This is a genomic window from Rhizobium sophoriradicis, assembly GCF_025200795.1.
GTDB lineage: Bacteria > Pseudomonadota > Alphaproteobacteria > Rhizobiales > Rhizobiaceae > Rhizobium > Rhizobium sophoriradicis.
Window position 1 is genome coordinate 273,566 of the sequence record NZ_CP104156.1, and the last position, 24,403, is coordinate 297,968.

Annotated in this window: 21 protein-coding genes and 8 pseudogenes; 18 read left to right on the plus strand and 11 right to left on the minus strand. The window is 57.4% G+C overall.

Features of this window, described 5'->3' with window-relative positions:
• The first annotated feature begins 190 nt into the window (after positions 1-190).
• The 6 genes from nifA (at position 191) to N2597_RS32085 (ending at position 5,380) form a co-directional block, all read left to right on the plus strand.
• On the plus strand, positions 191-1,879 hold the full coding sequence (gene nifA, locus N2597_RS32060; protein WP_011053431.1) for a nif-specific transcriptional activator NifA: 1,689 nt from the start codon (positions 191-193) through the stop codon (positions 1,877-1,879).
• 213 nt (positions 1,880-2,092) lie between these two features.
• Positions 2,093-3,571: a nitrogenase cofactor biosynthesis protein NifB gene (gene nifB, locus N2597_RS32065; protein WP_012489550.1), complete on the plus strand. Its 1,479-nt coding sequence runs from the start codon at positions 2,093-2,095 to the stop codon at positions 3,569-3,571.
• Between the two features lie 34 nt (positions 3,572-3,605).
• Positions 3,606-3,812 (plus strand): 4Fe-4S binding protein, encoded by a 207-nt coding sequence (locus N2597_RS32070; protein ID WP_012489551.1) that lies wholly within the window; start codon positions 3,606-3,608, stop codon positions 3,810-3,812.
• A 64-nt stretch (positions 3,813-3,876) separates the two neighbouring features.
• Complete coding sequence (locus tag N2597_RS32075) at positions 3,877-4,194, plus strand: nitrogen fixation protein NifZ (protein WP_012489552.1); 318 nt, start codon at positions 3,877-3,879, stop codon at positions 4,192-4,194.
• 4 nt (positions 4,195-4,198) lie between these two features.
• Positions 4,199-4,411, plus strand: coding sequence for a putative nitrogen fixation protein NifT (gene nifT / locus N2597_RS32080; RefSeq protein WP_004678514.1), 213 nt, complete (start codon positions 4,199-4,201; stop codon positions 4,409-4,411).
• Positions 4,412-4,441: 30 nt separating this feature from the next.
• A complete protein-coding gene (locus N2597_RS32085) occupies positions 4,442-5,380 on the plus strand; it encodes an SIR2 family NAD-dependent protein deacylase (RefSeq protein WP_012489553.1) in 939 nt (312 codons plus the stop codon).
• 444 nt (positions 5,381-5,824) lie between these two features.
• Here the strand turns inward: N2597_RS32085 and hisC are convergent, their stop codons facing one another.
• The 4 genes and pseudogenes from hisC to N2597_RS32105 all read right to left on the minus strand — a co-directional run bounded on the left by hisC (position 5,825) and on the right by N2597_RS32105 (position 8,752).
• Positions 5,825-6,928 (minus strand): histidinol-phosphate transaminase, encoded by a 1,104-nt coding sequence (hisC, locus tag N2597_RS32090; RefSeq protein ID WP_008536542.1) that lies wholly within the window; start codon positions 6,926-6,928, stop codon positions 5,825-5,827.
• Positions 6,929-7,086: 158 nt separating this feature from the next.
• Positions 7,087-7,631, minus strand: a pseudogene (locus N2597_RS32095) (adenylyl-sulfate kinase); the annotation flags it as partial.
• Positions 7,632-7,670: 39 nt separating this feature from the next.
• Positions 7,671-7,850, minus strand: a pseudogene (locus tag N2597_RS33785) (hypothetical protein); the annotation flags it as partial.
• Between the two features lie 395 nt (positions 7,851-8,245).
• Positions 8,246-8,752, minus strand: a complete 507-nt coding sequence (locus N2597_RS32105; protein ID WP_004671987.1) for a helix-turn-helix domain-containing protein — start codon at positions 8,750-8,752, stop codon at positions 8,246-8,248.
• A 442-nt stretch (positions 8,753-9,194) separates the two neighbouring features.
• On the opposite strand from N2597_RS32105, the pseudogene N2597_RS32110 reads away from it, so the two are divergent.
• The 5 genes and pseudogenes from N2597_RS32110 (at position 9,195) to N2597_RS32130 (ending at position 12,892) form a co-directional block, all read left to right on the plus strand.
• A pseudogene (locus N2597_RS32110) lies at positions 9,195-10,138 on the plus strand (IS481 family transposase).
• Positions 10,139-10,243: 105 nt separating this feature from the next.
• On the plus strand, positions 10,244-10,606 hold the full coding sequence (tnpA, locus tag N2597_RS32115; RefSeq protein ID WP_029875542.1) for an IS66-like element accessory protein TnpA: 363 nt from the start codon (positions 10,244-10,246) through the stop codon (positions 10,604-10,606).
• Positions 10,603-10,950 (plus strand): IS66 family insertion sequence element accessory protein TnpB, encoded by a 348-nt coding sequence (gene tnpB / locus N2597_RS32120; RefSeq protein WP_009996986.1) that lies wholly within the window; start codon positions 10,603-10,605, stop codon positions 10,948-10,950. Before tnpA (N2597_RS32115) ends, tnpB (N2597_RS32120) begins: the two co-directional genes overlap by 4 nt.
• A 72-nt stretch (positions 10,951-11,022) precedes the next feature.
• A pseudogene (locus tag N2597_RS32125) lies at positions 11,023-12,587 on the plus strand (IS66-like element ISRel19 family transposase).
• Positions 12,587-12,892: a hypothetical protein gene (locus tag N2597_RS32130; protein WP_009996984.1), complete on the plus strand. Its 306-nt coding sequence runs from the start codon at positions 12,587-12,589 to the stop codon at positions 12,890-12,892. Before N2597_RS32125 ends, N2597_RS32130 begins: the two are co-directional and overlap by 1 nt.
• A 542-nt stretch (positions 12,893-13,434) precedes the next feature.
• Here N2597_RS32130 and N2597_RS32135 read toward each other — a convergent pair.
• On the minus strand, positions 13,435-13,938 hold the full coding sequence (locus tag N2597_RS32135; protein ID WP_010069248.1) for a helix-turn-helix transcriptional regulator: 504 nt from the start codon (positions 13,936-13,938) through the stop codon (positions 13,435-13,437).
• A gap of 1,555 nt (positions 13,939-15,493) precedes the next feature.
• Here N2597_RS32135 and N2597_RS32140 point away from each other — a divergent pair.
• Entirely contained in the window at positions 15,494-15,685 is a 192-nt protein-coding gene (locus N2597_RS32140; RefSeq protein ID WP_170965075.1) for a hypothetical protein, read from the plus strand.
• On the opposite strand, the pseudogene N2597_RS32145 reads toward N2597_RS32140, so the two are convergent.
• Both N2597_RS32145 and N2597_RS32150 read right to left on the minus strand, forming a co-directional pair.
• Positions 15,660-15,960: pseudogene (locus N2597_RS32145) on the minus strand (hypothetical protein). The gene N2597_RS32140 and the pseudogene N2597_RS32145 overlap by 26 nt on opposite strands.
• Positions 15,960-16,190, minus strand: a pseudogene (locus N2597_RS32150) (transposase domain-containing protein); the annotation flags it as partial. The pseudogenes N2597_RS32145 and N2597_RS32150, both read right to left, overlap by 1 nt.
• Here N2597_RS32150 and N2597_RS32155 point away from each other — a divergent pair.
• On the plus strand, positions 16,163-16,570 hold the full coding sequence (locus tag N2597_RS32155) for a hypothetical protein (RefSeq protein ID WP_012489556.1): 408 nt from the start codon (positions 16,163-16,165) through the stop codon (positions 16,568-16,570). The pseudogene N2597_RS32150 and the gene N2597_RS32155 overlap by 28 nt on opposite strands.
• Positions 16,567-17,664 (plus strand): annotated as a pseudogene (locus N2597_RS32160) (recombinase family protein); the annotation flags it as partial. The gene N2597_RS32155 and the pseudogene N2597_RS32160, both read left to right, overlap by 4 nt.
• Positions 17,665-18,387: 723 nt before the next feature.
• On the opposite strand, the gene tnpC reads toward N2597_RS32160, so the two are convergent.
• The 3 genes from tnpC to tnpA (N2597_RS33790) form a co-directional block, all read right to left on the minus strand.
• Positions 18,388-20,078 (minus strand): IS66 family transposase gene (gene tnpC, locus N2597_RS32165; RefSeq protein WP_237350495.1). Its coding sequence is split into 2 segments (ribosomal slippage): positions 18,388-19,526 and positions 19,526-20,078, totalling 1,692 coding nucleotides; the frame shifts between segments, so codons are not numbered across the junction.
• Positions 20,079-20,137: 59 nt separating this feature from the next.
• Positions 20,138-20,488, minus strand: coding sequence for an IS66 family insertion sequence element accessory protein TnpB (gene tnpB / locus N2597_RS32170; RefSeq protein ID WP_016737501.1), 351 nt, complete (start codon positions 20,486-20,488; stop codon positions 20,138-20,140).
• Positions 20,485-20,892 carry an IS66-like element accessory protein TnpA gene (gene tnpA / locus N2597_RS33790; protein WP_011053439.1) on the minus strand — a complete coding sequence of 136 codons (408 nt, stop codon included), beginning with the start codon at positions 20,890-20,892 and terminating at the stop codon, positions 20,485-20,487. Before tnpA (N2597_RS33790) ends, tnpB (N2597_RS32170) begins: the two co-directional genes overlap by 4 nt.
• Here tnpA (N2597_RS33790) and N2597_RS32180 point away from each other — a divergent pair.
• From N2597_RS32180 to N2597_RS32195, 4 genes and pseudogenes are all read left to right on the plus strand, one after another.
• A complete protein-coding gene (locus tag N2597_RS32180) occupies positions 20,864-21,154 on the plus strand; it encodes a hypothetical protein (RefSeq protein ID WP_008536527.1) in 291 nt (96 codons plus the stop codon). The two genes, tnpA (N2597_RS33790) and N2597_RS32180, sit on opposite strands and share 29 nt — an antisense overlap.
• 32 nt (positions 21,155-21,186) lie before the next feature.
• Positions 21,187-21,303 (plus strand): transposase, encoded by a 117-nt coding sequence (locus N2597_RS32185; RefSeq protein WP_008536526.1) that lies wholly within the window; start codon positions 21,187-21,189, stop codon positions 21,301-21,303.
• Positions 21,304-21,389: 86 nt separating this feature from the next.
• A pseudogene (locus N2597_RS33795) lies at positions 21,390-21,537 on the plus strand (IS5/IS1182 family transposase); the annotation flags it as partial.
• An 830-nt stretch (positions 21,538-22,367) separates the two neighbouring features.
• Entirely contained in the window at positions 22,368-23,297 is a 930-nt protein-coding gene (locus tag N2597_RS32195) for a polyprenyl synthetase family protein (RefSeq protein ID WP_008536525.1), read from the plus strand.
• A 135-nt stretch (positions 23,298-23,432) separates the two neighbouring features.
• On the opposite strand, the gene N2597_RS32200 is transcribed toward N2597_RS32195, so the two are convergent.
• Positions 23,433-24,381 (minus strand): IS630 family transposase gene (locus tag N2597_RS32200; RefSeq protein ID WP_183740986.1). Its coding sequence is split into 2 segments (ribosomal slippage): positions 23,433-24,044 and positions 24,046-24,381, totalling 948 coding nucleotides; the frame shifts between segments, so codons are not numbered across the junction.
• Positions 24,382-24,403: the final 22 nt, after the last annotated feature.

The following is a 24,403-nucleotide window of genomic DNA, read 5'->3' on the forward strand; positions in this document are numbered from 1 at the left end:
TTGGGTTTGCAGACGGGCGCATCGGAAACTTGCAGAGGTGCGCGTTGCAGATTGGTATTAGAAATTACTATATATACATGCAAGCAAGGGTGATAAGAAACGTTAGACAACCCAAGGCCATATAATGACCCACATGCCCGCCCGACCGGTCGATGGAGCGGAACCCCTATCTGCGCTACCTGCTGGACCTATGCGCCAAGCGGGCACGCAGCGCAGCGGAATCTACGAGATATCAAAGGTACTGACTGCCCCCGCCCGGCTAGAGATTACGCTTGCCAACGTCGTGAACGTCCTCTCTTCCTTTCTGCAGATTCGATGCGGAGCAATCGTTGTTCTAGACGCTGAAGGTCAGCCCGAGATTGCCGCAACTGGCGACATCCCCCCATCCTCTCAATCAGCCGCTCGAGGCGTTATACCTAAGGCCGTAATCGACCATATCGCGACGACCGGTATGCCCTTAATCGTAAAGGATGTCAGCAAGTCCGAATTATTTCAGGCTGAGCCGCAACCGCCTTGGAGCAGCGGCACCGTCCCAATTTCTTTTATTGGCGTTCCGGTAAAAGCCGATAATAAAATACTTGGCACAATATCGATCGATCGCGTCAGGAACGACGCCGCCCCCTTCCCCGCCGACGAGGACGTTCGCTTTCTGACCATGGTCGCCAATCTGGTCAGTCGGACGATCAGGCTTCATCGTTTCCTGAACCTGGAGGGTCGGCGACCTATCGGCGAACAAGAGAGACCGGAGAAGCCGATCATCGCGCAAAGGGGCGCGCCGGGCCGACATCCACCCGTCAAAATCGACGGGATTATCGGGGATAGCCCGGCTCTCCAGCAGGTGGTTGAAACCGTCTCGGTGGTGGCGAGGACGAATTCCACCGTGCTTCTGCGGGGCGAAAGCGGCACCGGCAAGGAATTTTTTGCACAGGCGATCCATGAACTTTCCCCTCGTAAAAACAAGCCGTTCGTCAAATTGAACTGCGCCGCGCTGCCCGAAGGCGTCCTGGAATCGGAGCTGTTTGGGCATGAAAAAGGGGCTTTCACCGGGGCCATCGCGCAGCGCGCCGGACGCTTCGAACTGGCAAATGGCGGAACGCTTCTACTTGACGAGATTGGCGAGATTTCGCCCGCCTTTCAAGCCAAACTGCTGCGCGTCCTGCAGGAAGGCGAACTGGAGAGGGTGGGCGGAACCAAGACGCTTGCGGTCGACGTCCGGCTCATATGCGCCACGAATAAGAACCTCGAGATGGCTGTTGCAAACGCCGAATTCAGGGCCGACCTGTATTACCGCATCAGCGTAGTTCCAATTGTCCTGCCGCCGCTTCGAGAGCGACCCGGCGATATTCCACGCCTTGCGAACGCTCTTCTTGACCGATTCAACAAGGAGAACCAACGCGAGCTGACGTTTTCGTCGTCGGCGATCGAGGTGATGTCGCAATGCTATTTCCCAGGTAACGTCCGGGAACTCGAAAACTGCGTGCGAAGGACTGCCACCCTTGCGCGTTCAAGCTCGATCGTTTCGTCTGATTTTGCCTGCAAGAACAGCCAGTGCCTTTCGTCGCTCCTCTGGAAAACCGACGGGTCGCCCGGCGGCATCACCGTCGATGGGCATGCCCGGAGCAATGTGATGCCGACTTCATCGCCGCGCTCGGGCGGGAGCATCGGTGCGTCGGACGAGGTATCTTCCGTCAAGGCTTGTGATCCGCACGGTTCCGGTTGTCCCGCAATGGAGTCGCGCCTCACGCAACGGGACCGGTTGATCGAGGCGATGGAAAAGGCCGGATGGGTTCAGGCCAAAGCGGCTCGTATTCTCGGCCTTACGCCTCGTCAGGTCGGCTATGCTCTACGCCAGCATCGCATCGAGGTGAAAAAGCTTTAAGCGCCTGGGTGATGTTGGACCTTCTCGATCTCCAATGCCTGGTTTGGTGGCTTACGGACAACTCTTTTGTCGACTGTCGGAAGCTTGACAAGTCTGTGTCCGAACACGGTCGGAATCGGGCAATAAATGCAAATTCTTAAAGCAAATCCCGTCCTTGGGATGGCATGGCTTTTGCGTTTTGAAAGGCGACGTCAACTAGCAACGGAGCACTCAATGTCCGCACCGATGATTTCGCTTGAAAGTGCGACCAGCACGACATCCTTGTATCAATTGCTGGCGACCGCGAAACCGAGTGGCTGCACATCCTCGTCATGTGGCGTGTCCACAAAACCGGCCGACGTGGACCAGGCTATCTGGGCGAAGATCAAAAACCACCCCTGCTATTCAGAAGAGGCTCACCATTATTTCGCGCGCATGCATGTCGCGGTCGCACCAGCCTGCAATATCCAGTGCAACTATTGCAATCGTAAATATGACTGCGCCAACGAAAGCCGCCCTGGGGTCGTCTCGGAAAAGTTGACGCCAGACCAGGCGCTGCGCAAGGTCATTGCCGTCGCCAACGAAGTGCCGCAGCTTTCCGTGCTGGGTGTCGCCGGACCGGGCGATGCCTGTTACGACTGGAAGAAGACAAAGGAAACGTTCGAACGAGTTGCGGGGGAGATCCACGACATCAAGCTGTGCATCTCCACCAACGGGCTTGCGCTGCCGGATCACGTCGCCGAACTTGTCGACATGAATGTCGATCACGTGACAATTACGATCAACATGGTTGACCCTGAAATCGGCGCAAAGATCTATCCCTGGATCTTTTACCGCAACCGTCGTTACACCGGCATCGAAGCTGCGAGAATTCTGCACGAGCGGCAAATGGTGGGCCTGGAGATGCTGACCGCGTGCGGCATCATCACCAAAGTCAATTCGGTGATGATTCCTGGTGTCAACGACGAACACCTGGTCGAGGTAAATAAATGGGTCAAGGAGCGGGGGGCGTTCCTGCACAACGTCATGCCGCTTATTTCCGATCCGGCCCATGGCACCTACTACGGCTTGACCGGACAGCGCGGCCCGCGGGCGCTCGAATTGAAGGCGCTCCAGGATCGTCTCGAAGGCGGCGCAAAGCTAATGCGCCATTGCCGGCAGTGTAGGGCCGATGCCGTCGGCCTGCTTGGGGATGATCGGGGCCAGGAGTTCGCACTCGACCAGCTTCCCGGAGAGATCACCTATGACGCCCGTAAGCGCGAGGCCTATCGGGAAGTGATCGCCCGCGAACGCGGCGATCACGCGACCGCCAAGAGCGAGGCAATCGAGACAGTCAAAGCAGCCGGCGATGGGTCCCTCCACGTCGCGGTCGCGACAAAGGGTGGCGGTCGCATCAACGAGCACTTCGGCCATGCGAAGGAGTTCCAAGTATACGAAGCTTCGTCGAGAGGCATCACCTACGTCGGGCATCGCAAGATCGAACAGTATTGCCTCGGAGGCAGGGGCGAGGAAGCCACCCTCGACGGCATCATAACTGCGCTGGTCGGTATTGACGTCGTGCTATGCGCCAAGATCGGGGAGTGCCCTAAGACTAAGCTCATGGAGGCCGGGGTTCGGGCAACGGATGCTTATTGCTATGACTACATCGAGACCGCCATCGGCACCCTCTACGCCGCCAAGTTTGGCGTCGAACCACAAGCGGCGACGGCGTGAGCGCTCTTAATCCAACATCTTCAGGAGTTTAAAAATGGCCTTCAGGATCATAGCGTCCCAATGCACCCAGTGCGGTGCCTGCGAGTTCGAATGCCCCTCCGGTGCGATCAGGTTCAAAGGTGAGATCTACGTTATCGACCCGGAAAAATGCACCGAATGCAAGGGTACCTTCGAAACGCAGCAATGCGCGGAGGTTTGCCCCGTGCCGAAGACCTGCGTCCTCGCCGCACCTGCGATTTGACCTTCAGCATGGTCGGGGCTCCTGCGGAGAAGCCTTCAATGATATCCTGCAAGGAGGAATGCCCATGGGCCTTGGACGTGAACAGGAGGTCGAAATCCACAGGCCTCCACGATTTACACCCGGCGAGCGGGTGCGGGCCAGACTTCACGTAAAGAATGACGGCACCTATGCTGGCAAAAAAATTGGGGAAAGTTTGGTGCGGAAGGGCGACGAAGGCTATGTGCGCGACATCGGCACCTTTCTCCAGCAGTTTTACATCTATGCCGTCGAATGGGTCGAACGTGGCACTATCGTCGGCATGCGTGCCCGTGAACTGACGAGTCTAGACAACGCCGCTGCTTGCGGCGCTGCTGAAATCGCGGGGCCCCCAACGAAGGAATAGCGACATGAAGATAATGATTCGCAGAACGAGCGCCGGCTTGTCGGCTTACGTACCAAAGAAAGATCTCGAAGAGCCGATCGTAGATGTCGAGGCTGATGACATGTGGGGCGGCACGATCACTCTCAGGAACGGCTGGAGACTCGTCTTGCCCAAGCTATCGCGGGATACGCCTCTGCCGATCACCGTCCACGCAAGGAAGATTCCTGACGAGGACTGATGCTGCAAACGAGAGGTAAGAGAAAACAGCATGAATAAAATTTTGACCTCGGACCGTCTCCTGATCATTCGCAACGGTGACGCCGAAGAAAGACTTAGGCTGCTTCAGGAAGCGCTCGCTGCGGATCGGATCGTTCCCTATCTCGGTCCGGATCTCCTTCGGCTGCAATCCACGGAACCACCTGTACCGGACACCCCGGAAGCCGTCTCCGCGGCACTCAACGAACGCACACCTGCCCCTTCCAGGATACGCAGCAATATGTGGTCAGTCGCGCAGTTTATTGAACAGCGACGGCATCGCCGGACGCTTCAGGCCTGGATGGCAGAAATATTTGGAGCACCCGTGGCGCCGACCGCCCTCCACGACTGGCTCGCAACGCTGCCGCTCTCCCTTATCGTCGACGGTTGGTACGACGGGACAATGCGTGCGGCTTTCGCGAAGACCGGTCGAACGGATGTCGTCGAGATTCAGGGCGTCACGCGTGCAAACGGCGGCGGCGACATTTGGACAAAAACTTACGATCTGTCCGGGAGAGACGTCGAATGCGTCGCAGCGCCAAAGACGGTCCTCTATGCGCCGTACGGCAGTGTTATACCAGCTTCGAACTTTCTGGTGTCCGATTCCGATTACGTGGAAGTCCTAACCGAAATCGATATCCAGACGCCAATACCTGGAATGGTGAAAGAACGGCGTATAGATCGCGGTTTTCTTTTCATTGGCTGCCGCTTCAACGATCAGATGCTCCGGATCTACGCTCGACAGATCATCAAGCGCTCTCACGGCCCCCACTTTGCAGTACTTGATGCGGAAGGCCTTACCAAAAACGAGCGCCGTTTCCTTGCAGCAAGCGGAATCACGGTGGTCGACCTGCCGATCGGCGAAGCCGCGGCTCTGCTTGTACCATTTGGTAGCAAGGCGGATGGTGACCATGGCCGCACGGCTCCCGCTTCGAATCTCTGTAGCGGCTAGAGTGCCGCAGATTGAAAAAGTTCTGTTTCTGCCAAGTTCGAATGCCATACTGCCCACGTTTGCTGGCGTAGGGGATTGCGGGTGGGATCAATGGCGATGAGCGAGCGTGATCTTTAGCGGATCGAGGTTCTGTCGCAGGTGATCGACGGAAGATCGGCGACGACCGCAGATTACTGTTCGCTCAATGTCAATGCGAAGGACCGATTATGAAGAAACCTAAACCATTCCCAATACAGCGGCAGAGCCGCGGCCGAATCGCCAGAAATAAGCCTCGCATCGGCCACCGGGTGCTCCACTCGTGCGCCAATAACACGCGTAATCAACGGGATCGAGACGGCACACGCTTTACGGTCTTGCGCTTATTTGTGATCTTTATCCCACAATATGGACTTCGATACTTGGTGTTTCCAAGTGACAAGCAGTGTGGCCAATAATTCTAACCGCCTAGCTCTGCGTCTTCATACTTCCAGAAATGATGTCCCTGGCGGCTGAAAGGAACGCGTCCATTTGGGTTCTGGTGCCGATGCTGACGCGGATAAAATTTTCCAAACCGGCATCGGGAAAGACGGCTACAAGTATGTTCTGCCTATCCAAAGACGCTTGCCACCATTTGCCATCTCGTCCGGGTGGCACCCGAGCTAGCAAAAAGTTTGTGTGGGAGGGAATGACAGAAAAGCCCAATTGAGACAAGGCAGTGGTCGTTCTGTGTCTTTCATGTTTAATATATCTGTGGTTCTCGTCGTAGTCGGCGCGGTGCGAAAGGATACTAATGCCCACCGCATGGCCGATCACGTTCATGTTAAAGACATTTTGCAGGTTGCGTAGCCTCCCAATAAGTTCGGGATGACCAAAGCCGAAACCGACGCGAATTCCCGCGGCTGCAAAGCCTTTCGAAAGTGTTCTCAATACTAGAAGGTTTGGATGACGATCGACTAGGCGCAGGGCATCATCGGGTGCAAAGTCGACATACGCTTCATCCACCACTATCAACTGGTCCGATTGCGCGACGAGGCGGTCGATTTCAGCCACCGGAACGAATGTTCCCGTTGGATTGTTCGGATTGGCCAGCAGTATGAATTTTGCATCTTTTGCTGGACCAAGAAGCAGCTGCTCGATTGGCAGAGAATAAGACTCGCCCCATTCGATTTCGAGAAATCTGGCACCCTGCAACTTGGCCAGTTTGCGGTTAAAGGAAAAACCTGGCGATATCATCGCAACGCTATCTCCCGGGTCGAGGAATGCTCTGTAGATGAGCCCAAGCAGCTCCGACGAGCCGTTCCCGGCGACCACCTGATCCTGGGAGAGGCCATACGCGCTGGCGGCTGCGTCGCGCAAGCTCAGATTGTCATCTTCGGGATACAGATAATGCCGTTCGAGGGCCGCCAGCGCACTTTGCAACACCATCATCGGCAACGGAAACGGATTCTCATTCGTGTTTAGTTTAACGCAGTTCGCATCTCGCCCCGGTTGATTGGAGGGTAGCGCATTTAGCTGTCTCGCCATCGGCGAAAGAGCCGAAAGCACGGCTTGCAGCTTTGCATCAGCCATATCTTTTCTCCGTTTCAGTAAGCCGAGTCGTGAGCGCGTGATCGGCCGTCTCCTGTTGAAGCCACATCGGACGTTGGCGCGGGCCGCCTGCGGGCTGCTACGGTCGCCGCGTAGTTAATAGGCCAAGGACCGCCGCGGCCGCTTCAAGCCGCCAATGGTCAAGCCTCCCCACTCTCACACTCATGCGTCACTTGCTCCATTCGCCTTTCGAGGAACTGTTCGATCTCAAACGCCAACGCCGCAGGGTCGTGGCCAACCGTTTCGAGATGTAATTCAGCGCCCTCAGGGATTTCGTACGGCGAGGAAACGCCGGTGAAATTGGCGATCTTGCCGGCGAGCGCCTTCCGATAAAGCCCCTTCGGATCGCGTCGCGCGCATTCCTCAAGCGGCGTGTCGACGAGGATTTCAATAAGCTCCCCTCCTCCATCAGCTCGGCGACCTCGGCAACGCGGCGGATGTTCTCGACGCGATCGGGTTGATTGAAGCCAGGTCGCGATTGAGCCCGTGGCGCACGTTGTCGCCGTCGAGGATGTAGGTGTGCTTCCCGTGGGCATGCAGCAGCCGGTCGAGCGCATTGGCGATTGTCGACTTGCCGGAGCCGGAAAGTCCAGTGAACAAAAGGACGGCTGGCTGCTGACTCTTCATCGCCGCGCGCGCCCTTGTCAGCGTCGGTCGCCTGCCAATGCAGGTTGTCGGCGCGCCTTGCCCAGCTTTGGCTGCCACTGAAATTGAAGACCCCGGTCGGCCCTTGGGCTTTGCGAAAGAGCTCGGGAGGATCGACGTGGTCGATGAGTTCCAGCTCGTTTTCCCAGCACAGCTTCCACCGCACCTCAGAACGCATGCAAAGACCTCCTTTGGTATTTCCTGCTGCTGTTTTTGAAGCCCGCACTGTGCGATCGAAGCAGTGGCCGCCCCGATGCATGTCGGCGCCGTTGCTCGGGTTCGCGCTATAGCCAGTCCGGATCGTCAAATGTTTCGCCGTCACTCGCGTCTGAGATCATTCCTAGTGCATCATCACGGGAGATTGGTAAAATGGATTGTATGAATGGAATTATCGATGCTTTGTATGTCGAATATACGGGTTTCTTAGACTTTGACGTGACCTCCCTGGCACTCGCGGCGTAAAGACGACCGCGCGTCCCCTCCAGCGGCCGAAAGCAGGGATGCGTTGGACCAGTTGACCCAACTGCGCCCTCCCCGGTTTACCCACCTATGTCCCGGAGTGGCGATGAACGGTCGCCAGCTAGTCCTTCGCGGTTTCTGATGGAACTTCATCAGGGACGCACGTTCTGTTTATTGAAGCTAGCGATCTACGTCCTATTCGCGATCGTCTGCAGTGGCGCTGGTAGACGCGACTTTCATGGCACGATCGCCGCTATCGCTACCGGTCTCGTCTATGCGGCTTAGTAAGCTGAAAATATCTTGCAAGATCTCTTCATCGAAAGTCCGCAACTTCACGATAGTAGCCAGCAGCAGAACCGCTTTGGTTTCAGTTTCGCCCCAAAGATAAGGTGCCGCCGGGGCGATAATCTCTTCCGGAGTGGCATCCAAAACCTCACACAGATGAATCAGTCGGCTCACGGTCAAGCGGGATACTCCATTTTCGTACCGGCCGTAGACCTGCTTAGTGATGCCAAGCAAGGGCGCCAGTTTCGAGCGCGGGAGTTTTCGCTTATCGCGGGCTTCGCGAAGGCTGATGCTGATCAAGTTTTCGAGTTCGGCGCTAAGTGCAATCCGTCCGTCAAAAGGTTTTCGATAGACCGGCTTGTCTATGCCTGGATCATCGACTTGTTGCAAACCGAGTTCATTAATCCATTGCTTCAATGGTGGTCCTGACATTGCTCCGACTGAGGTAAATGCGCCAAAGCTCTTTATACGGAAAGTGATGTGCTTGGAACCACCAATGTTTCGTTTCGATCTAATTTGGCGCATTTTGGGCCACGCGGACCTCACCCGATAGCTATCGTTCACCAAAATATATAAGTGATCGCAAGTACATAGACATAGATCATACCGAAATCGCTTCACGCAAGGATTATCCACTTGCGCCAAATTGGCTATGACCCTCAGTGATTTTGGTGATAACGGTCGCTTCATTTCCTCGTCTAGCTCCCGGGACGTCGTGTGCGGGCATGGTGGCCTTTTGTCCTGCACGTGGAGCTCTCGGTTCACGGCAGACCAATCACGGCTCCGCGCGCTGGCTGCTCTGGTGTTTGGTTCCGGCATTTGATGGTGCAATATTTTCCTTGGCATGGAGGGAAGCACTATGGGCCAGGTTCTACACGGGAGCGCCACGACGACAGAGGCAATCCGTCGAGCAATAGTGAAGAGAGCCTGAAAACGCTTTCGAAGCGATACGGGATCAACCAGAAAACCGTGGCGAAATGGAAGAAGCGGACATCGTTGGTCGACCTTCCTACAGGCCCAAAGGACCCGCACTCGACGACCCTTTCCCTCGAAGAAGAGGCCGCTATCGTCGCCTTCCGCCGGCACACGTTGCTGCCGCTCGATGATTGCCTCTACGCTCTTCAGCCGACCATTTCACATCTGACGCGTTCGTCGTTGCACAGGTGTTTGCAGCGCCACGGCATTTCACGTCTGCCGGAGGTCAGAGGCGACAAGGAGCCGAAGAAGAAGTTCAAAAGCTATCCGATCGCTTACTTCCACATCGATATTGACGAGGTGCAGACGGCTGAGGGCAAGCTCTATCTCTTTGTCGCAATTGACCGAACATCCAAGTTCGCGTTCGCGGAACTCTACACCAAAGCCGGCAAGATGAATGCCGCTCAGTTCTTGCGCAATCTGATCGCGGCAGTGCCCTACACCATTCACACCGTTTTGACCGACAATGGCATTCAGTTCACCAACCGAGCTTGTGATCGAAATGCCTTCCAGCACATCTTCGATTGGGTCTGCGACGATCACAGCATCGAGCATCGCCTGACCAAGGTGAAGCATCCCTGGACCAACGGACAGGTCGAACGGATGAACCGAACGATCAAGGAGGCGACCGTCAAGCGCTTCCACTACGACGATCATGCGCAGTTGAAAAAACATCTGGCCGACTTTATCGACGCCTACAATTTCGGGCGCCGGCTCAAGACGTTAAAGGGCCTTACGCCTTACGAGTTCATCTGTAGACGATGGACTTTGGAGCCGGATCGATTCATCATCGACCCCATCCATCAAATGCCGGGACTAAACACCTAGGGTGAGCGTACGGTGAGCTGTTTTTGCTGATCGGCCAAATCAGGCGATGTTCTGGCATTAGAACCAGCATTAGTGCTGACATTAATACCAGAACGAAGAGGTTTCATGGCTCGCATAGAGATCATGTCCGGTACCGAGCGCAGACGGCGTTGGTCGGACGAGGCGAAGCTGAGGATACTTGCGGAAGCTGATGAGCCCGGTGCTCGCATTGGCGATGTGGCGCGCCGGCACGACATTCATCCGGGCCAGATCCGCTTGTGGCGGCAATCATTCAACTATGCCGATCGGCCGACGGTGTTCCTCCCGGTGGAAATCACGGAGGAGGTTGGCGTAAGCCAGCCGTCTACCGCAGCAACAAGGCCGACGATCGTTGAGATCTTGCTTCGAAACGGTCGGAGCTTGAAGGTTGCGGTTGACGTTGAGTTGAAGCTGCTTGGCCCGCTCGTCGCTTGCGTGGAGGCGGTATGATCGGCCCATCGGGGAATGTGAGGGTCTATCTGGCCTGCGGAGTGACCGATATGCGGCGTGGCATTGATGGTCTGTCCGCGCTGGTCGAGACGGTCGTGAGGGAGGCACCGGGCTCGGGCGCAATCTTCGGCTTTCGCGGAAAACGCGCGGACCGGATCAAGCTTCTTTGGTGGGATGGCCAGGGGTTCTGTCTGTTCTACAAGATTTTGGAGCGCGGATACTTTCCCTGGCCGACGGCGAAAGAGGGTGTAGCGCACCTGACGCAGGCGCAGCTTTCGATGCTCGTTGAGGGGATCGATTGGCGACGCCCGGCGTGGACTTCCGCTCCCGGCCGAACGGGATAAAAGCTATATTTTGCAGGGGCATGGGAAGCTTAACGCTGGTGCGTCAGAGGCAAATCGGCTAGTTTCGCGGATATGGAAACAGCGCCGCTGGACAGTCAGGACGAGCTCAATACTTTGCGCGCACTCGTCGCGGGACAGGCGGCAAAACTTGAGAGCCAGGAAGCCGAGGTCATCAAGCGAGACTCCATAATCGGGCTTCTTCGCGCGCAACTAGAGCTTCTCCGACATCGGCAACATGGCGCGTCTTCGGAAAAGATCGACAGGAAGATCGAGCAATTCGAGCTGATGTTGGAGGAGATCGAGGCCTCCCGGGCCGAGGCTGAACAGCGCTCCGGGAAACCGCCTCTGCCGGAGTTGGACGACGCATCCGAGAAGCCGAAGCGCAAGCCTCTACCCGATGATCTCACCACCGAAGAACTGGTCTATGCAGCTCCCTGCAATTGCCCGACCTGCGGTGGCACTTCGTTCCTGAAGGCGGCCGACAGAGTGGTCCAGGTGCTGGAGCACGTGCCGGCGTCGGTCAAGATTGTCCGGCATGTCGAGAAGCGCATGATCTGCAGGGAATGCGATACGACAGTGGCTGGCGAGATGCCGACCTTGCCGATCGAGCGCGGCAAACCCGGGCCGGGGCTGCTCGCCCACATCATGATCGCCAAATTCGACGATCACATTCCCCTCTACCGCCTGTCAGAGATGTACGACCGGTTGGGGATAGACATCTCCCGATCCGTAATGGCCGACTGGGTCGGCCGGGTATCTGCATTGCTGACACCACTTGTCCTGTTAATCAGGGCCCATATCGCCGCACTCGACCGAATACATACGGACGATACCCCGGTCGATGTTCTCGACCCCGGGCGGGGCAAGACAAAAACCGGCAGGGTCTGGGTCTACGTCTTTGACGGCAGTGGCTATCAATCCGCCACTCCCGCAGCCATTGCCTATTACTACAGCCCCGACCGCAGGGGCGCACATCCGGCTGATCACCTGGCAAGCTTCAGCGGCGTCATGCATGCCGACGGCTACGGGGGTTACAAGAAGCTCTATGGCAACCAGATCATTGAAGCCGCCTGCATGGCGCATGTGCGCCGCAAGTTCCATGATGTGATAAAGCTCAAGCCGTCTCCGATCGCTGAGGAAGCGCTGTCACGCATCGGCGCTCTCTACGATATCGAGAACCGTATCCGAGGCATGTCGGCTGACGAGCGGCGCACCCTGCGCCAACACCATGCCGGCCTGTTCTGGACGAACTCAAGGCCTGGATCGAGGCGACACTCTCGACTTTGCCTCAGAAGCAGAGGCTGGCCGAGGCGATGCGATATGCCCTGTCGCGATGGGCAGCCTTGAGCGTCTACATCGACGATGGCCGTGTCGAAATCGACAACAACATCGCTGAACGAGCCATGCGTCCGCTTGGAATTGGAAGGAAGAACTGGCTGTTTGCCGGCTCGGACAAGGGCGGCGAGCGCATCGCCAACATCCTCACCATCATCGAGACGGTCAAACTGCAAGGCCATAATCCAGAGGTCTATCTGACGGATGTCCTGACCCGGATCCAGGATCACCCCGAAGACCGAATTGAAGACCTCCTGCCTTGGAACTGGACGCCGGCAAAAGCTCGATGCGAGGCCGCCTGATGGCGCGCTCGAGGTTCATCTACACACTCAGCCAAGTCGCCGGCATGATCGGCGAAAACCTCGAACTGATCGAAGAAGTGACCGCAAACTCGGACAACATCTCCGAAGGCGAACTGGTTTACGTCGGCGATGGCAGTGAAGACGGCACGAAGGGTCTGACCGAGAATGGCATCGAAGAACTTCAAAGCCTACTCGCCGACATCAGGACGTGGGACGGCGGTATCCGCGAGTTCCTCATCGACACACAGTGCGATCCTGAAATAATCGACCGCATCATGGCCGATGAGATGAAACGCGGCCTATAGATTCCATCTCTCGACACCCACCTAGGCGATGCCCTTACCTCTGAACGGCGACAGCCATGAACAGCGTTTCCAGTCTCAGCGACTCGACCCCGTTTTCGCGGAACCTGATCGTGATGTCAAAAGACTGTTTCCGAGCCGAATGGCAAAAAGGATCGGCGCGATGGAACGGAGGCGCGGAGAGGACGGGCTTAGATTCAGCAATCGAAATCAAAGCATGCGCGCCGGCAGCTCGAATACCCACATGGCATTGAGCGGGAAAACCCAACGAGGGAGTTTAACACAGACCCTACTGTCGAAGCAAAGCGCATGCAAATAGACTTGGCGTCGCTCGCCGACGAATCGCTCGAGCATCGAGCGAGATCAACGCCAACCAAACATCGAAAAATTGCGCAATCGGCGCGTATTGTTGATCAGACGGAAATTCGAGTGAAAAACTAAGTTGTGAGATTGCGGGTGTCTGCACACCGACGACAGCGCGTCGGCTGCGACAGCTATCACCAATACTGCTAACTACTGGTCGGGGCGTCATAGACAAACCCAGCTCACTTCACGGGCTCCGCTACATCACTGATACCTCTGTCGCTCTCGTCGTCATCGGGGATCATTCGCTGCAGGAGCCGAATAAGATCGCGCGTCGTGCCGTTCGGAAGTCTCCTAAGAATCCTCGCCAGTGTGAGACAATCCTCGGCCTCCTCCGATGTGCGGCCCCAAAGATGTGGCGCAGCTTCAAAGATCATATCGATAGGCATGAAGCCAAGAATCTCACACAGATGGATCATCCGAGTAACAGTCATTTTGGAAAATGCCCGCTCGTAGCGTCCGTATACAGGGATGGACAGACCAAGCATTGGAGCAACGTCTGCGCGAGACAGGCCCTGCGCTTCGCGTGTCTTTTTCAGGAACGCGCTGATCAATTCCTCCATGTGACCCAACGATGTAATTTCGCCGCCGAAACCTGGCTTTCGATAGATCGCCTTGTCAACCTCCGGATCGGCGGTGCTGACGAGGCCTCTCGAACTTCTGTAGCTTGCTAGATCTTCCGTCACCGCACGTCCCTGTTTTCCTGCCACTCGTTGTAGGCTTGAGCCAACCTGAACCGATTTGAACCACTTGTCATCGCCACACTACAACCGTTTTAAATACCCATTTTGGGCATTTTTTGCGTTATAGCAAATATTTGAGAGTTTAGCCAAATTGCTTCATGAATGCATTCAAAACAGTCTCGCTAGACCGGTGGCCCAGTTCCATGAAAGATGAGTCGGCTATGGCCGCACCCGCGACTGAAACATCTAGGTTGCGTCGAATTTGAGCGAAAATTCACATTCAATGCTCAACATCTTCTAAGCGGTCTTCGTTGAGGACGATAAGACATAATCCTCGAAAACCGATCCATTTCCCCGTCCCACGATATCCCATTTGGCTAGCTGGGAAAGCTCCGCCGTGCTGGAAATCACTCAGCCAAGAACCCATATCGGTTACCGCTCCCGCTAGCGTGTAGGTTCGATGCTCTCTGAAAATTCCGGCATCATGGAGCAAGTGCCACAAACGTGAACTTTGCTAAACGAAGCCGCCACCTTATCGCATCCACACAAAGGGCTTGAAATAGTCGACCGTGAGGGTTATATCTTTGTGAGCAGCAGACAACGAGGCTTCCGAAAGGTCGCTGTTGCAGGTGCACCCTTAGAGGTCGGTACACCACGGTAGGGCACACGCGTTCGGCGGAAACGCCATGGGAAGGCTCCTTTAGGGGGCCTTTTTTGTTTCTAGGGCACCCTTATTTGCTGGAAATGAGCCTTTTTTACGAGTTGGCAGACGTTACACCTTCGCTTGATGCGGCTGAAATTAATTTCTTTCTGATCAGCGCTTTTTACCACCAGTTCTACGTTGTGTTCGTCTGATCTGCTCGGGAAAAGGTAATAAACAACAAGATCATTAAGGCCAGAGGTCAGGACAGGGCCTGAAACGGCAATGTTACCTGCCCAGTAAGGCATACAGAGGTAGGCACAAGATGCTCGAACGTGAATCTACCTTGCGGATGTTCGATTGTTGGGAACGAGTCGTTAATAGTCGTCATGAGGCGCGGTCACCCGAAGACAGCTCTCACGATCTGGACCCATTCACTGAACTGGATTATAGATTGCGCTGGGTAGTCTGGCTCTGAGACATTGAATTTTCTCCCGATATAAGGGCACGGGTTTGACAACCTTACGAAAGTGCTAACCCCTGAACGTGGTTTCGTTCTCCTGGTAAGGGTCCTTTCATGTTCAAATCGATACGAATAGAGCACTGACCTTTCGCTTCCGTCCTTACGACGGAGTTGTCTGCTTATGTCTCGCGTATGGACCGGAAGCCTGAACATGCTGCAGGAGCGAATTCCATCCTGAGACCGAATTCCTACGACGCTTTCTCCGCAGGAGACCGGAGGTTCGAAATACGACCAGTGCGCCTGGCCTGACCCGAGAGAGGCTTCGGGCAGCCGAGGACGACACCTACGGCCTGTTCGTCGACTTCCGTTGGCCCAAGAACGTCGGGAAGCCATATTGCCCTCGCTGTGGCTGCCTGGCGCCGTACGGCGTCGTCGTTCTGATGCTCGGAGCCGGAATGCCGCGCCGAATTTTCGGTTTTCGCCGACCGCAAGCTTTCATTCAAGAAGATCATCATGGCAATCTGGGAGGAATCACGGCCGCCAAGGGCATGGCGGCGCTCCATCTGAGCCGCAAGGTCAACGTCCAGTACAAGAGTATCCATCCGGCGAAGGCCGCGGCACTTATGATTTCGGCTCGTCTGCCATGATGCGTTCGAATCTTGTCGCGATCGCATTGCTCGTCGACAAGGAACTGCCGAACACCTCCTTCCCAGGTGCGGATATCGGCGAGGAACTCCTTCAAGCTTTCGATGCCCCGGTCGGTGAAGGTCGTGATGCCCTCTTCGCTGCCGTCATGGGCATGGATCATCTCACCATAGTCGATGTTGTCGGAGTTGCTGGCGACCTCCTGGATGAGTTCGAGGTTCTCGCCAATCAGCGTGGCGACGTAGTTGATCGTGTAGACATGCGTCGGGCGCGCCATCAGGCCGCCATCTGCCGGGCGCTTCCGGCGGGCCAGTTCCACGGCAGCAGTTCCGGCAGCCGTGATACGGGAATGCCAGGCATGCGGGCGAGCACGTCCGCCAACCAGGCCTGCGGATCGATATCGTTCGTCTTTGCCGTGACGATTAGGGAATACATGAAGGCAGCACGCTCGCCTCCGCGCTGGGAACCGGCGAATAGCCATGCCTTTCTTCCGAGAGCAATGCCCTGTTCATTCTGCCCATGTCGGCGATGAAGTCGAGGTTCACTATTGCTGGCATCCATATTTTGGCCAGAAGGTTTCCATTCGTCGCGTCGAAGAACGAGCGACAGGCCGGTTTTTGAAGGTTCTGGGGCCGACAGGTGTCGTCATCGCGATCTCAGGGTGGATGATCGATCCCGTGGTCTGCCGCGGCATGACCATGGGAACGCCACGCGTCGATCTTGCGACGCTAATCGAATTGAACAGGCTGGTCTCTGGCGGCAGCAAAGCGGCACCCTTCCGAAGTGGACGTAGAATCACTCAGGAGGACCATGATGAGATCTCGCAATACGCTGGTGCCGGCGTCGGGCCGGCAGCTCGACCTGATATTCGAGGAGCTCAACGATGACCATCACTGATTTGATTCCGACAGCGCTGCTCGCGCGCAAGGCCGTCGTTTATGTGCGGCAATCCACTCAGTCGCAGGTTATAACCAATCTGGAAAGCCAGCGACGGCAGTATGATCTTGTTGACATTGCGCGACACCACGGCTTCAGCCACGTCGAGGTGATCGACGACGACCTCGGGCGCTCTGCCAGCGGAACCGTCGCCCGTCCGGGCTTCGATCGTCTCGTCGCCCTACTGTGCGCCGGCAAAGTTGGTGCCGTTTTCTGCTTCGATGCTTCACGGCTTGCGCGCAACGGTCGGGACTGGCATCACCTGCTCGAACTGTGCGGCCTGGTCGAAGCCCGCGTCATTGACCATGACGGCGTCTACAATCCATGTCGACCCAACGATCGGCTGCTGCTGGGAATGAAGGGCAGTATCAGCGAGTTCGAACTGGGCGTGCTGAGAGCCCGGATGCTCGATGCCGCCAGGTCGAAGGCGCGCCGTGGCGAACTGCGACTTTCTGTTCCGTTCGGCTACATTTGGCATCGGGAGGCCGGGCTTGGGCTCGATCCTGATCTGCGTCTGCAAGAGGTAATTCGATCCATCTTCGCCCGCTTCCACGACCTTGGAAGCGCGCGTCAGGTGCTGCTGTCGATGACGAAAGATCACATTCACTTCCCTCGGCCGTCGGATGAAGGGCGCATGACCAACTTCGTATGGATGCCAGTACGTTATCGCAATGTGATCGGCATCCTCAAAAACCCCTTCTACGCCGGCGTTTACGTCTATGGGAAGAGCGAGAAGCGGACTGCCATCGTCGATGGATGGGCTCGGCGCAGTTACGGGCACGGCAAGCCCGTCGGTACCTGGGAGGTGATGATCCGGGACCATCACGAAGGTTACATTAGTTGGGGCGAATACGAGCGTAACCAACAGCAACTGGCCCTCAATAATTATGGCCGATCGGGTGGGACTAAATCGGGCCGCGGCGGCAAAGCATTATTATCAGGTCTCCTGACCTGCGGACGGTCTGGACGGCGACTGAGTGTTGCCTATACGGGAAATCCACAAAATCCTGTCTATCGCTGCTATAAACAGAACCTGATGATGGGCTTGCCCCGTTGCATGACGTTCGGCGGCTCGAAGGTCGATGCGGCGGTTGCGCGCGAGTTGTTGCGCGCGGTAGAACCATTAGCGATCGAGGCGACTTTTAAAGCAGAGCGGATGCACCGGGAGCGACAGGAAGACCAGCGCCACATTCACGATCTGGAGCTACAACAGGCCCGCTACGAGGCTAGCCTCGCCGAGCGCCGCTATGCGGCATGCGATCCCGACAACCGCCTGATAGCTGCACAGCTTGAGAAGAATTGGGAAACGGCGCTACGCCGCGTCCGTGATCTGGAAGTGCGCAGGCCTACCGAAAGTCCTTCAACCATCGAAGTTGACCCAGGCACTTTCGCAAACCTCGCCGACAATCTGCAGGCGGCCTGGGAGTCGCCGGATGTCACCATGCGCGTGCGCCAGCAACTGCTACGTACATTGATCGCCGACATTGTTGTCGATGTCGATGATGAGGTGCGCGACGTGGTGCTGACCATCCATTGGAAAGGCGGTCAGCATTCGGAGCTCAAGGTTCGCAAGCCCCAGACGGTTGAACACGGGTGCGCCACAACGGAAGATGCTTTGGCAGTGATGCGGAGCATGGCAGGACGCTGGTCCGATGAACATATCGCCGCGTCGCTCAATCGAATGGGAATGCCCACGGGGCAAGGAAAAACCTGGACTGCACACCGGGTCGCTTCAGTAAGGCGGGTCCGGGCCATTCACGCGTACAAATCAGCCGATAAAGAGGGCGAATGGCTGACCATGACAGAGGCGGCGGCGGTTTTGGGCGTGACCAACCACCGAATACGCCACCTGATCAAGACGAACGTGTTGTCTGCCGAGCAGGTGGTTCCCGGCGCGCCGTATCAAATCCGGGCCAGCAATCTGACTTCGGCAACCGTCCAAGCCGCGATAGCCCGAAAGGGCCGCCCGTGTCGCATTGCTGACACCGAGACGCTTCCAATGTTTACAGATACTTAAAGAGGGAGTGCACAATGACTCAGGTACGGCAACGCCGCGCAGGGCTCGTTCGGCGGCATTGTTCGTCAGACACAGTCTGCCGTCGTCGAGGAACCGGGCGAAGGCTTCCCAGCGACCCTCCTTCTCGAACATGTAGTTGATCGCCTCGGCGACGGGGTTGTGCTTCGACATTTGCCCGCGCTGGGCCATGAGCCAATCGTGCAGTTCTTCGACGAGCGGGCGAGCATGTTGCAGCCTCGCTGCGAGCCTATCCTCGGCAGGCATTCCGTTTATGCCGCGCTCGATGTCGAAGAGCGCGTCGATGCGGGCAACGGCCTCAAGCGCGACGGGCGATATCTCGTGGGCAGGTTTGCCCTTGCGCACGTTGCCGGCGATGTCAGCGAGTTCGAAGAATTTGCGCCGCGCGTGGCTCCAGCAAAGTGCGCTGATCACCAGCGCGGGGCGGCGGTCGGCACGATAGAGGTCGTTGTAGCCGCCATAGGCATCGGCTTGCAGGGTGCCGTGCCATCCGGCGAGATGCGTGTTGGGGTGGGTCTTCTCGCGATCGGGAGAGAAGTGGAAGAGTGCGGCGGGAGGCGCGCCGCCCGCGAAAGGGCGGTCATCGCGGACGTAAGTCCAGAGCCTCGCCTGCTTTGTTGCTCCCCTGGCCAGAAGCGGCACGGTGGTGTCGTCACCATGCAGCCGCTCGGCGGCCAGAACATGGGCACGGATCAGGTCATGGATCGGCTGCAGGGCCGTCGTGCAGGCTCCGACCTGATCGGCCAGTGTGGAGAGACTGAGAGCGACGCCTTCCCTGGCGTAGCGCTCAGCCTGGCGGTTCAATGGCTGATGTTGGCCGAACTTCTCGAACAGGATCGTCGCCAGCAGGTGCGGTCCTGCCCATCCCCGCGTGTCGCATGGAAAGGGGCCGGTGGCTGGCTGATCTTCTCGCAGTCCCGGCAGGTGAACTTCTCGCGCACCGTCTGGATCACCTTCCACTGGCGCGGAATGATCTCCAGCGTCTCGGTGATGTCTTCGCCCATCTTCACGATGCGGTGCGAGCCGCAGCAGGTGCAGGTCGACGGGGCATCGATGACCAGGCGCTCGCGCGGCAGGTGCTCGGGAAACGGCTTGCGGGCCGGCCGGCGGCGTTCGAAAGCGGAGACATTTGTGATTCTCGTCGCCACGCGTTCCGCAGCGATCTCGTCTTCGGTGGCGTCGGCTTCAAGTTCTTCGAGCTGCAATTCCATTTGCTCGATCAGCCGGGCGCGGCGCTCCGAGCTCTGGCCGTACTGCTCGCGACGTATCTTGGCGATCTCGAGCTTGAGATGCCGGATCATCGCCTCAGACGTCGTCACGACCGCGCGCACCTGTGCGAGGTCGGCCTCGGCAGAGGCGGCACGCGCTTCCGATGCCGCAAGCGCGGCGCGCAGTCTGGCTATCTCCGAAGCAGCATCATCCATGGCCGAAAGCTACCATGCCGCATGCCGAAAGCCCAACAAAAACAGAGGAATGCAGGCGGTCAGCCTGCCTTCGAAGGCCGCTGCGTCCAGCGCGGGTTGCGCCAGTCGATCCCTTCCAGGAGATAGCCGAGCTGCGCCGACGATACAGGCACGGCGGAGCCATTCTGGCTGACCGGCCAGATGAACTTTCCAGCTTCCAGCCGCTTCAGGTAAAGCGACATGCCGACGCCGTCATGCCAGAGGACCTTGATCAGGTCACCCTTGCGACCCCGGAAGCAGAAGACTTCGCCGCCATGAGGATCGCGGCCAAGACCTTGCTGAACCTTCAGCGCCAGGCTGTTCATGCCGCAACGCATGTCCGTCACCCCGCCCGCGATCCACACCTTTACCCCCGCGGGAAACGCGATCATGACCCATCCACGACGGGCAACAGGCGGGCAAGAATGGTCGGATCAAGCGAGGCTGGGATCGTCAGCCGTCGGCCATTCGGCAGGCCGATCTCGATCGTCATGTCGTCTTCAAATCGCGGCCGTGAGGCTACCTCGCAAGATGCCGCCGCCGGTGGCGAAATCGTAAGTGGCACGAAGCCCGTTGTAGCGGAACTGCTCAGAAGACCACTACGGTATTCCCGACGCCAACGGGTCAACAATGACCGTGACAATCCATATCGCCGCGCCGTCACCGAGCCTTTCCGAAAGCCTTGTAGACTTTCCTCGACGATCCGAACCTTCTCTTCGTCCGACCAATCCCGTCGGCGACCAAGATCGTCGACGGACAAGACCTCAATGGGGGAAATGATTGTAGCGCATGACATAAGGCATGGACTTAAAGCCAATCAGCAAGTCAGGACAGACGGCCTTCGCCGGATGGGTACGTACAAGACCGCCTACTTCCTGCTGCAGAAGCTCCGGGAGGCAGCCGACCTTCGCCGTGATGCGATCAAGCTGCACGGTACGGTGCAGATCGACGGCAAGTATGTGGGCGGCGTCCTCCGCAAGGTGACAAGAAGGAAGAGCGCAAGGACGGGCGCAAGAAGGAAAATCAGAACGGCAAGCGTATGTGAGTTCTGGCGCTGAGGGAGGCCAACCGCCATGCACCGAACAGAACGGTGACGCGGGTGATCCTGGACGAGAACGGCAAGGATGCATGGGCGGCCGTCGCCAAGCATGTGGAGCCGAAGGCGCTCCTGATCGCTGACGAACACAAGGCGCAACCAGGGCTTTGAAAGAAAGCGCTGTATAGATCCACCTGCTCCGCCCTTTTAGTCCGCTAGCAAAAGGCGGTAGGGGACCGACTTTTCGAAGCGGTTTCCTGCCGGCCGACAAGGGCTACGGCAGCGCTGAAATCCTCGCCAAGCCGGTCGAGTGTAAGGCTTCGGCAACATCGCGCCGAAGAACAACTGGAAGGCTCAGTCGTCTTCTCACGCTGGGTCTATCGGCAGCGTAACCTCGTGAAACGTCAAAAGCATCGGTTCGATCGTAATTGACGCAAAGCTGACAGTCGTGTGCGATCGCGCACATTGACAGGCTGGCATGATGCAAGCGCCGACGTGCATTGTGACCTCAACCCAAATCACTCCAATGCTGGGTTGGCCTTCGGACGGATCGCTCGCAAGGTTGACGCTGTTCAAATACTAGGCGGAGTGGCACAATCCGCGACTCCCGACACACGGTGAGCACCGGAAGACGCCTTCTGTCGCCATTGAAACATTCACTAACAATGATCTGGTGGCACACCAATTGCTTGTAGGAGCCCAGATCTCTGCCAGCAATGGTTCCGGTCCAAGCTCCAGTGGCTACTATCGACGATGACCAACACCTTTAGATGTAAGGCCCATCTTCGCCCATGTCGTACCGTACGAACGGAGCTCGTCAGCGATCATCACGCGCGGCGGCGTGCAGCCGATCCAAAGAGCTTTGTCACCAGCCACTGCTCAGCGCGGGAGCCTCTTCAGCTTTGGACCAAGACGTTGAGAGCGATGCCATTCTGGCCGACAGCGCCGCCGGAGCCAATGTTCTTCGCGCGCGATCGAAGTAACCGACGTTCAGATGTCAGGTCGCCACGAATGAGACTGCTTCAAGGGATTCCAGTGGGAGATCGCCTTGCCGAGTTAAGGCTCCCACTGGCACACGGTTTCATTGGTCACGCCGGTGCCGCATGTTGGCCGCCGCAATCCGCTAAACTTAACGGTGCCTTAGAACCTGAAGAGACACAGCGAAATCGGCCTTTTGTTTGGCACCGGTTGGACTAGGCCCGTTTTCGTTTTCGTCTCAAAAGTGGAGATGCGATATGATTTCGAATCACCAAGCCGACGTGGTTGGCGATAGCGACAAGCTCATCGAGCAAGCGCTGCGAGCTGCCATGGATACTGCTCTAAGTCCGGCTGCGCCGGCTCACCTGCGTGGAGCGCTGGACGCGGCAGTGTTTCCAGGGGGCTCCCGGATGCGCCCCAAGCTCTGCTTGAAAGTCTCCTATGTGTGCGGCGAAAAAGATCCTGAGCTGGCGACAAGAGCCGCGGCAGCAATTGAATTGCTGCACTGTGCCTCGTTGGTGCATGACGACTTGCCTTGCTTCGATAACGCGGCGCTACGCCGCGGCAGACCAACGGTGCACCGGCTTTTCGGAGAGCCTATCGCCGTTTTGACCGGCGATGCCTTGATTGTGATGGCTTTCAAATACCTCAGCTTGCAGGCTGCGCTAACACCTGAGTTGGGCGCGCGCATGATCGAGGTGGTTGCGGAGGCGGTCGGCCCCAGTCACGGACTGATCGCCGGACAGTCGATGGAGGCAATGACGCACGTCCCAATCGACCGCTATCACCATTACAAGACCGGCTCCCTCTTTGTCGCGGCGGCCACTTGCGGTGCCCTGGCAAGTGGTGCAGATCCGGCCCCATGGTCTAAGGTGGGGGAATTGCTCGGGCACGCGTATCAGATCGCCGACGACATCGCAGATACAGTCGGCCGCGCAGAAGTGCTTGGCAAATTGCCTGCCGTGGACACGCAGCTGAATCGACCCAGTATCGTTCGCGGCCAAGGATTGGACAGCGCAGCCGCCAGATTTTATGCGTATCTCGAACAGATAGGTGACACCATTCCTGCCAGCCCTCAAAAACGGTCCTTCGTTGACTGGCTTAATCATGCACTTTGCAAAGGCGTGGCTGGACCGGGAAAAGCCGGTCTGATTCAACAAACGGCGCTGGATTGCGCGCCTTTGTAAGCCCGAGTTACGGTACGCATAACCTAGCCGGCGGCATCATTACCGCTTCATCGTCAACAGCTGCTTCATGAACATTTCGTTCCCTGCATCGAACCGCTGGGCCAAGGTGGATTAGAGGTCTAGCTTTAGAGCGTTTCAGGTTTTCACGGAAGCATATCCGGCATTGGCGAAGTAGTTGCTGCATTCTCTGGGCTCGATGGTTGTGACGAGGTGTCCGATGTGGCGCCAGGTGTCATCGATGGTTCGCTTCTGAGCCAGGCGCATCCAGTGCTTGATTTTGGCGAAAGCCTGTTCGATCGGGTTAAGGTCGGGGGAGTATGGCGGCAGGTACCAGAGCCGAGCACCAGCGTTGCGGATCATCTGACGGATGGCGACCGACTTGTGGGAGCCGAGATTATCCATCACGACGATATCGCCGGGTTTGAGCACCGGTACGAGTTGCTGTTCGACATAAGCGCGAAAGCACTCACCGTTGATCGGTCCATCGAAGACACAGGGTGCGGTGAGCCGATCGCAGCGCAACGCGCCGAGGAAAGTCAGGGTGCGCCAATGTCCGTGCGGGGCGAAGCTGCGCAGCCGTTTGCCCTTCGGCCCCCAGCCTCGAAGCGGCGCCATGTTGGTCTTGATCCAGGTTTCATCGATGAAGACCAGCCGGCTTGGATCGAGGCCAGCCTGCCAGGATTGCCAGCGCTGTCGCCGTCGCGCGACGTCAGCGCGCGCCTGCTCAAGGGCGAACAGTGTTTTTTTTGAACCGTAGTCCCTCGCGCCGCAGAAACTGCCATACGGTGTCGTGGGATACCTTCACCCCTCGCGCGGCCAGTTCTTCCTTCAACCTGTTCAGTGACACATGCGGCGTCTGGTTGATCCGCTCGGCGATAAACGCCCGGTACGGCTCAAGAACCCGCTTGCGGTGGCCGCCCATCTTCCCAGGCGCGACAGATCCGCTCGAACGGTAGCGCTGAGACCACTTCACCGCTGAAGACACGGCAATACCGAACCGCACCGCCACCGACCGGCAGCTCTCGCCGGCTTCGATTGCATCAACAACACGCTTGCGAAGATCATTTGAAAGAGGTCGAGTCATCCGATGCTGGCCTCCACTCCAG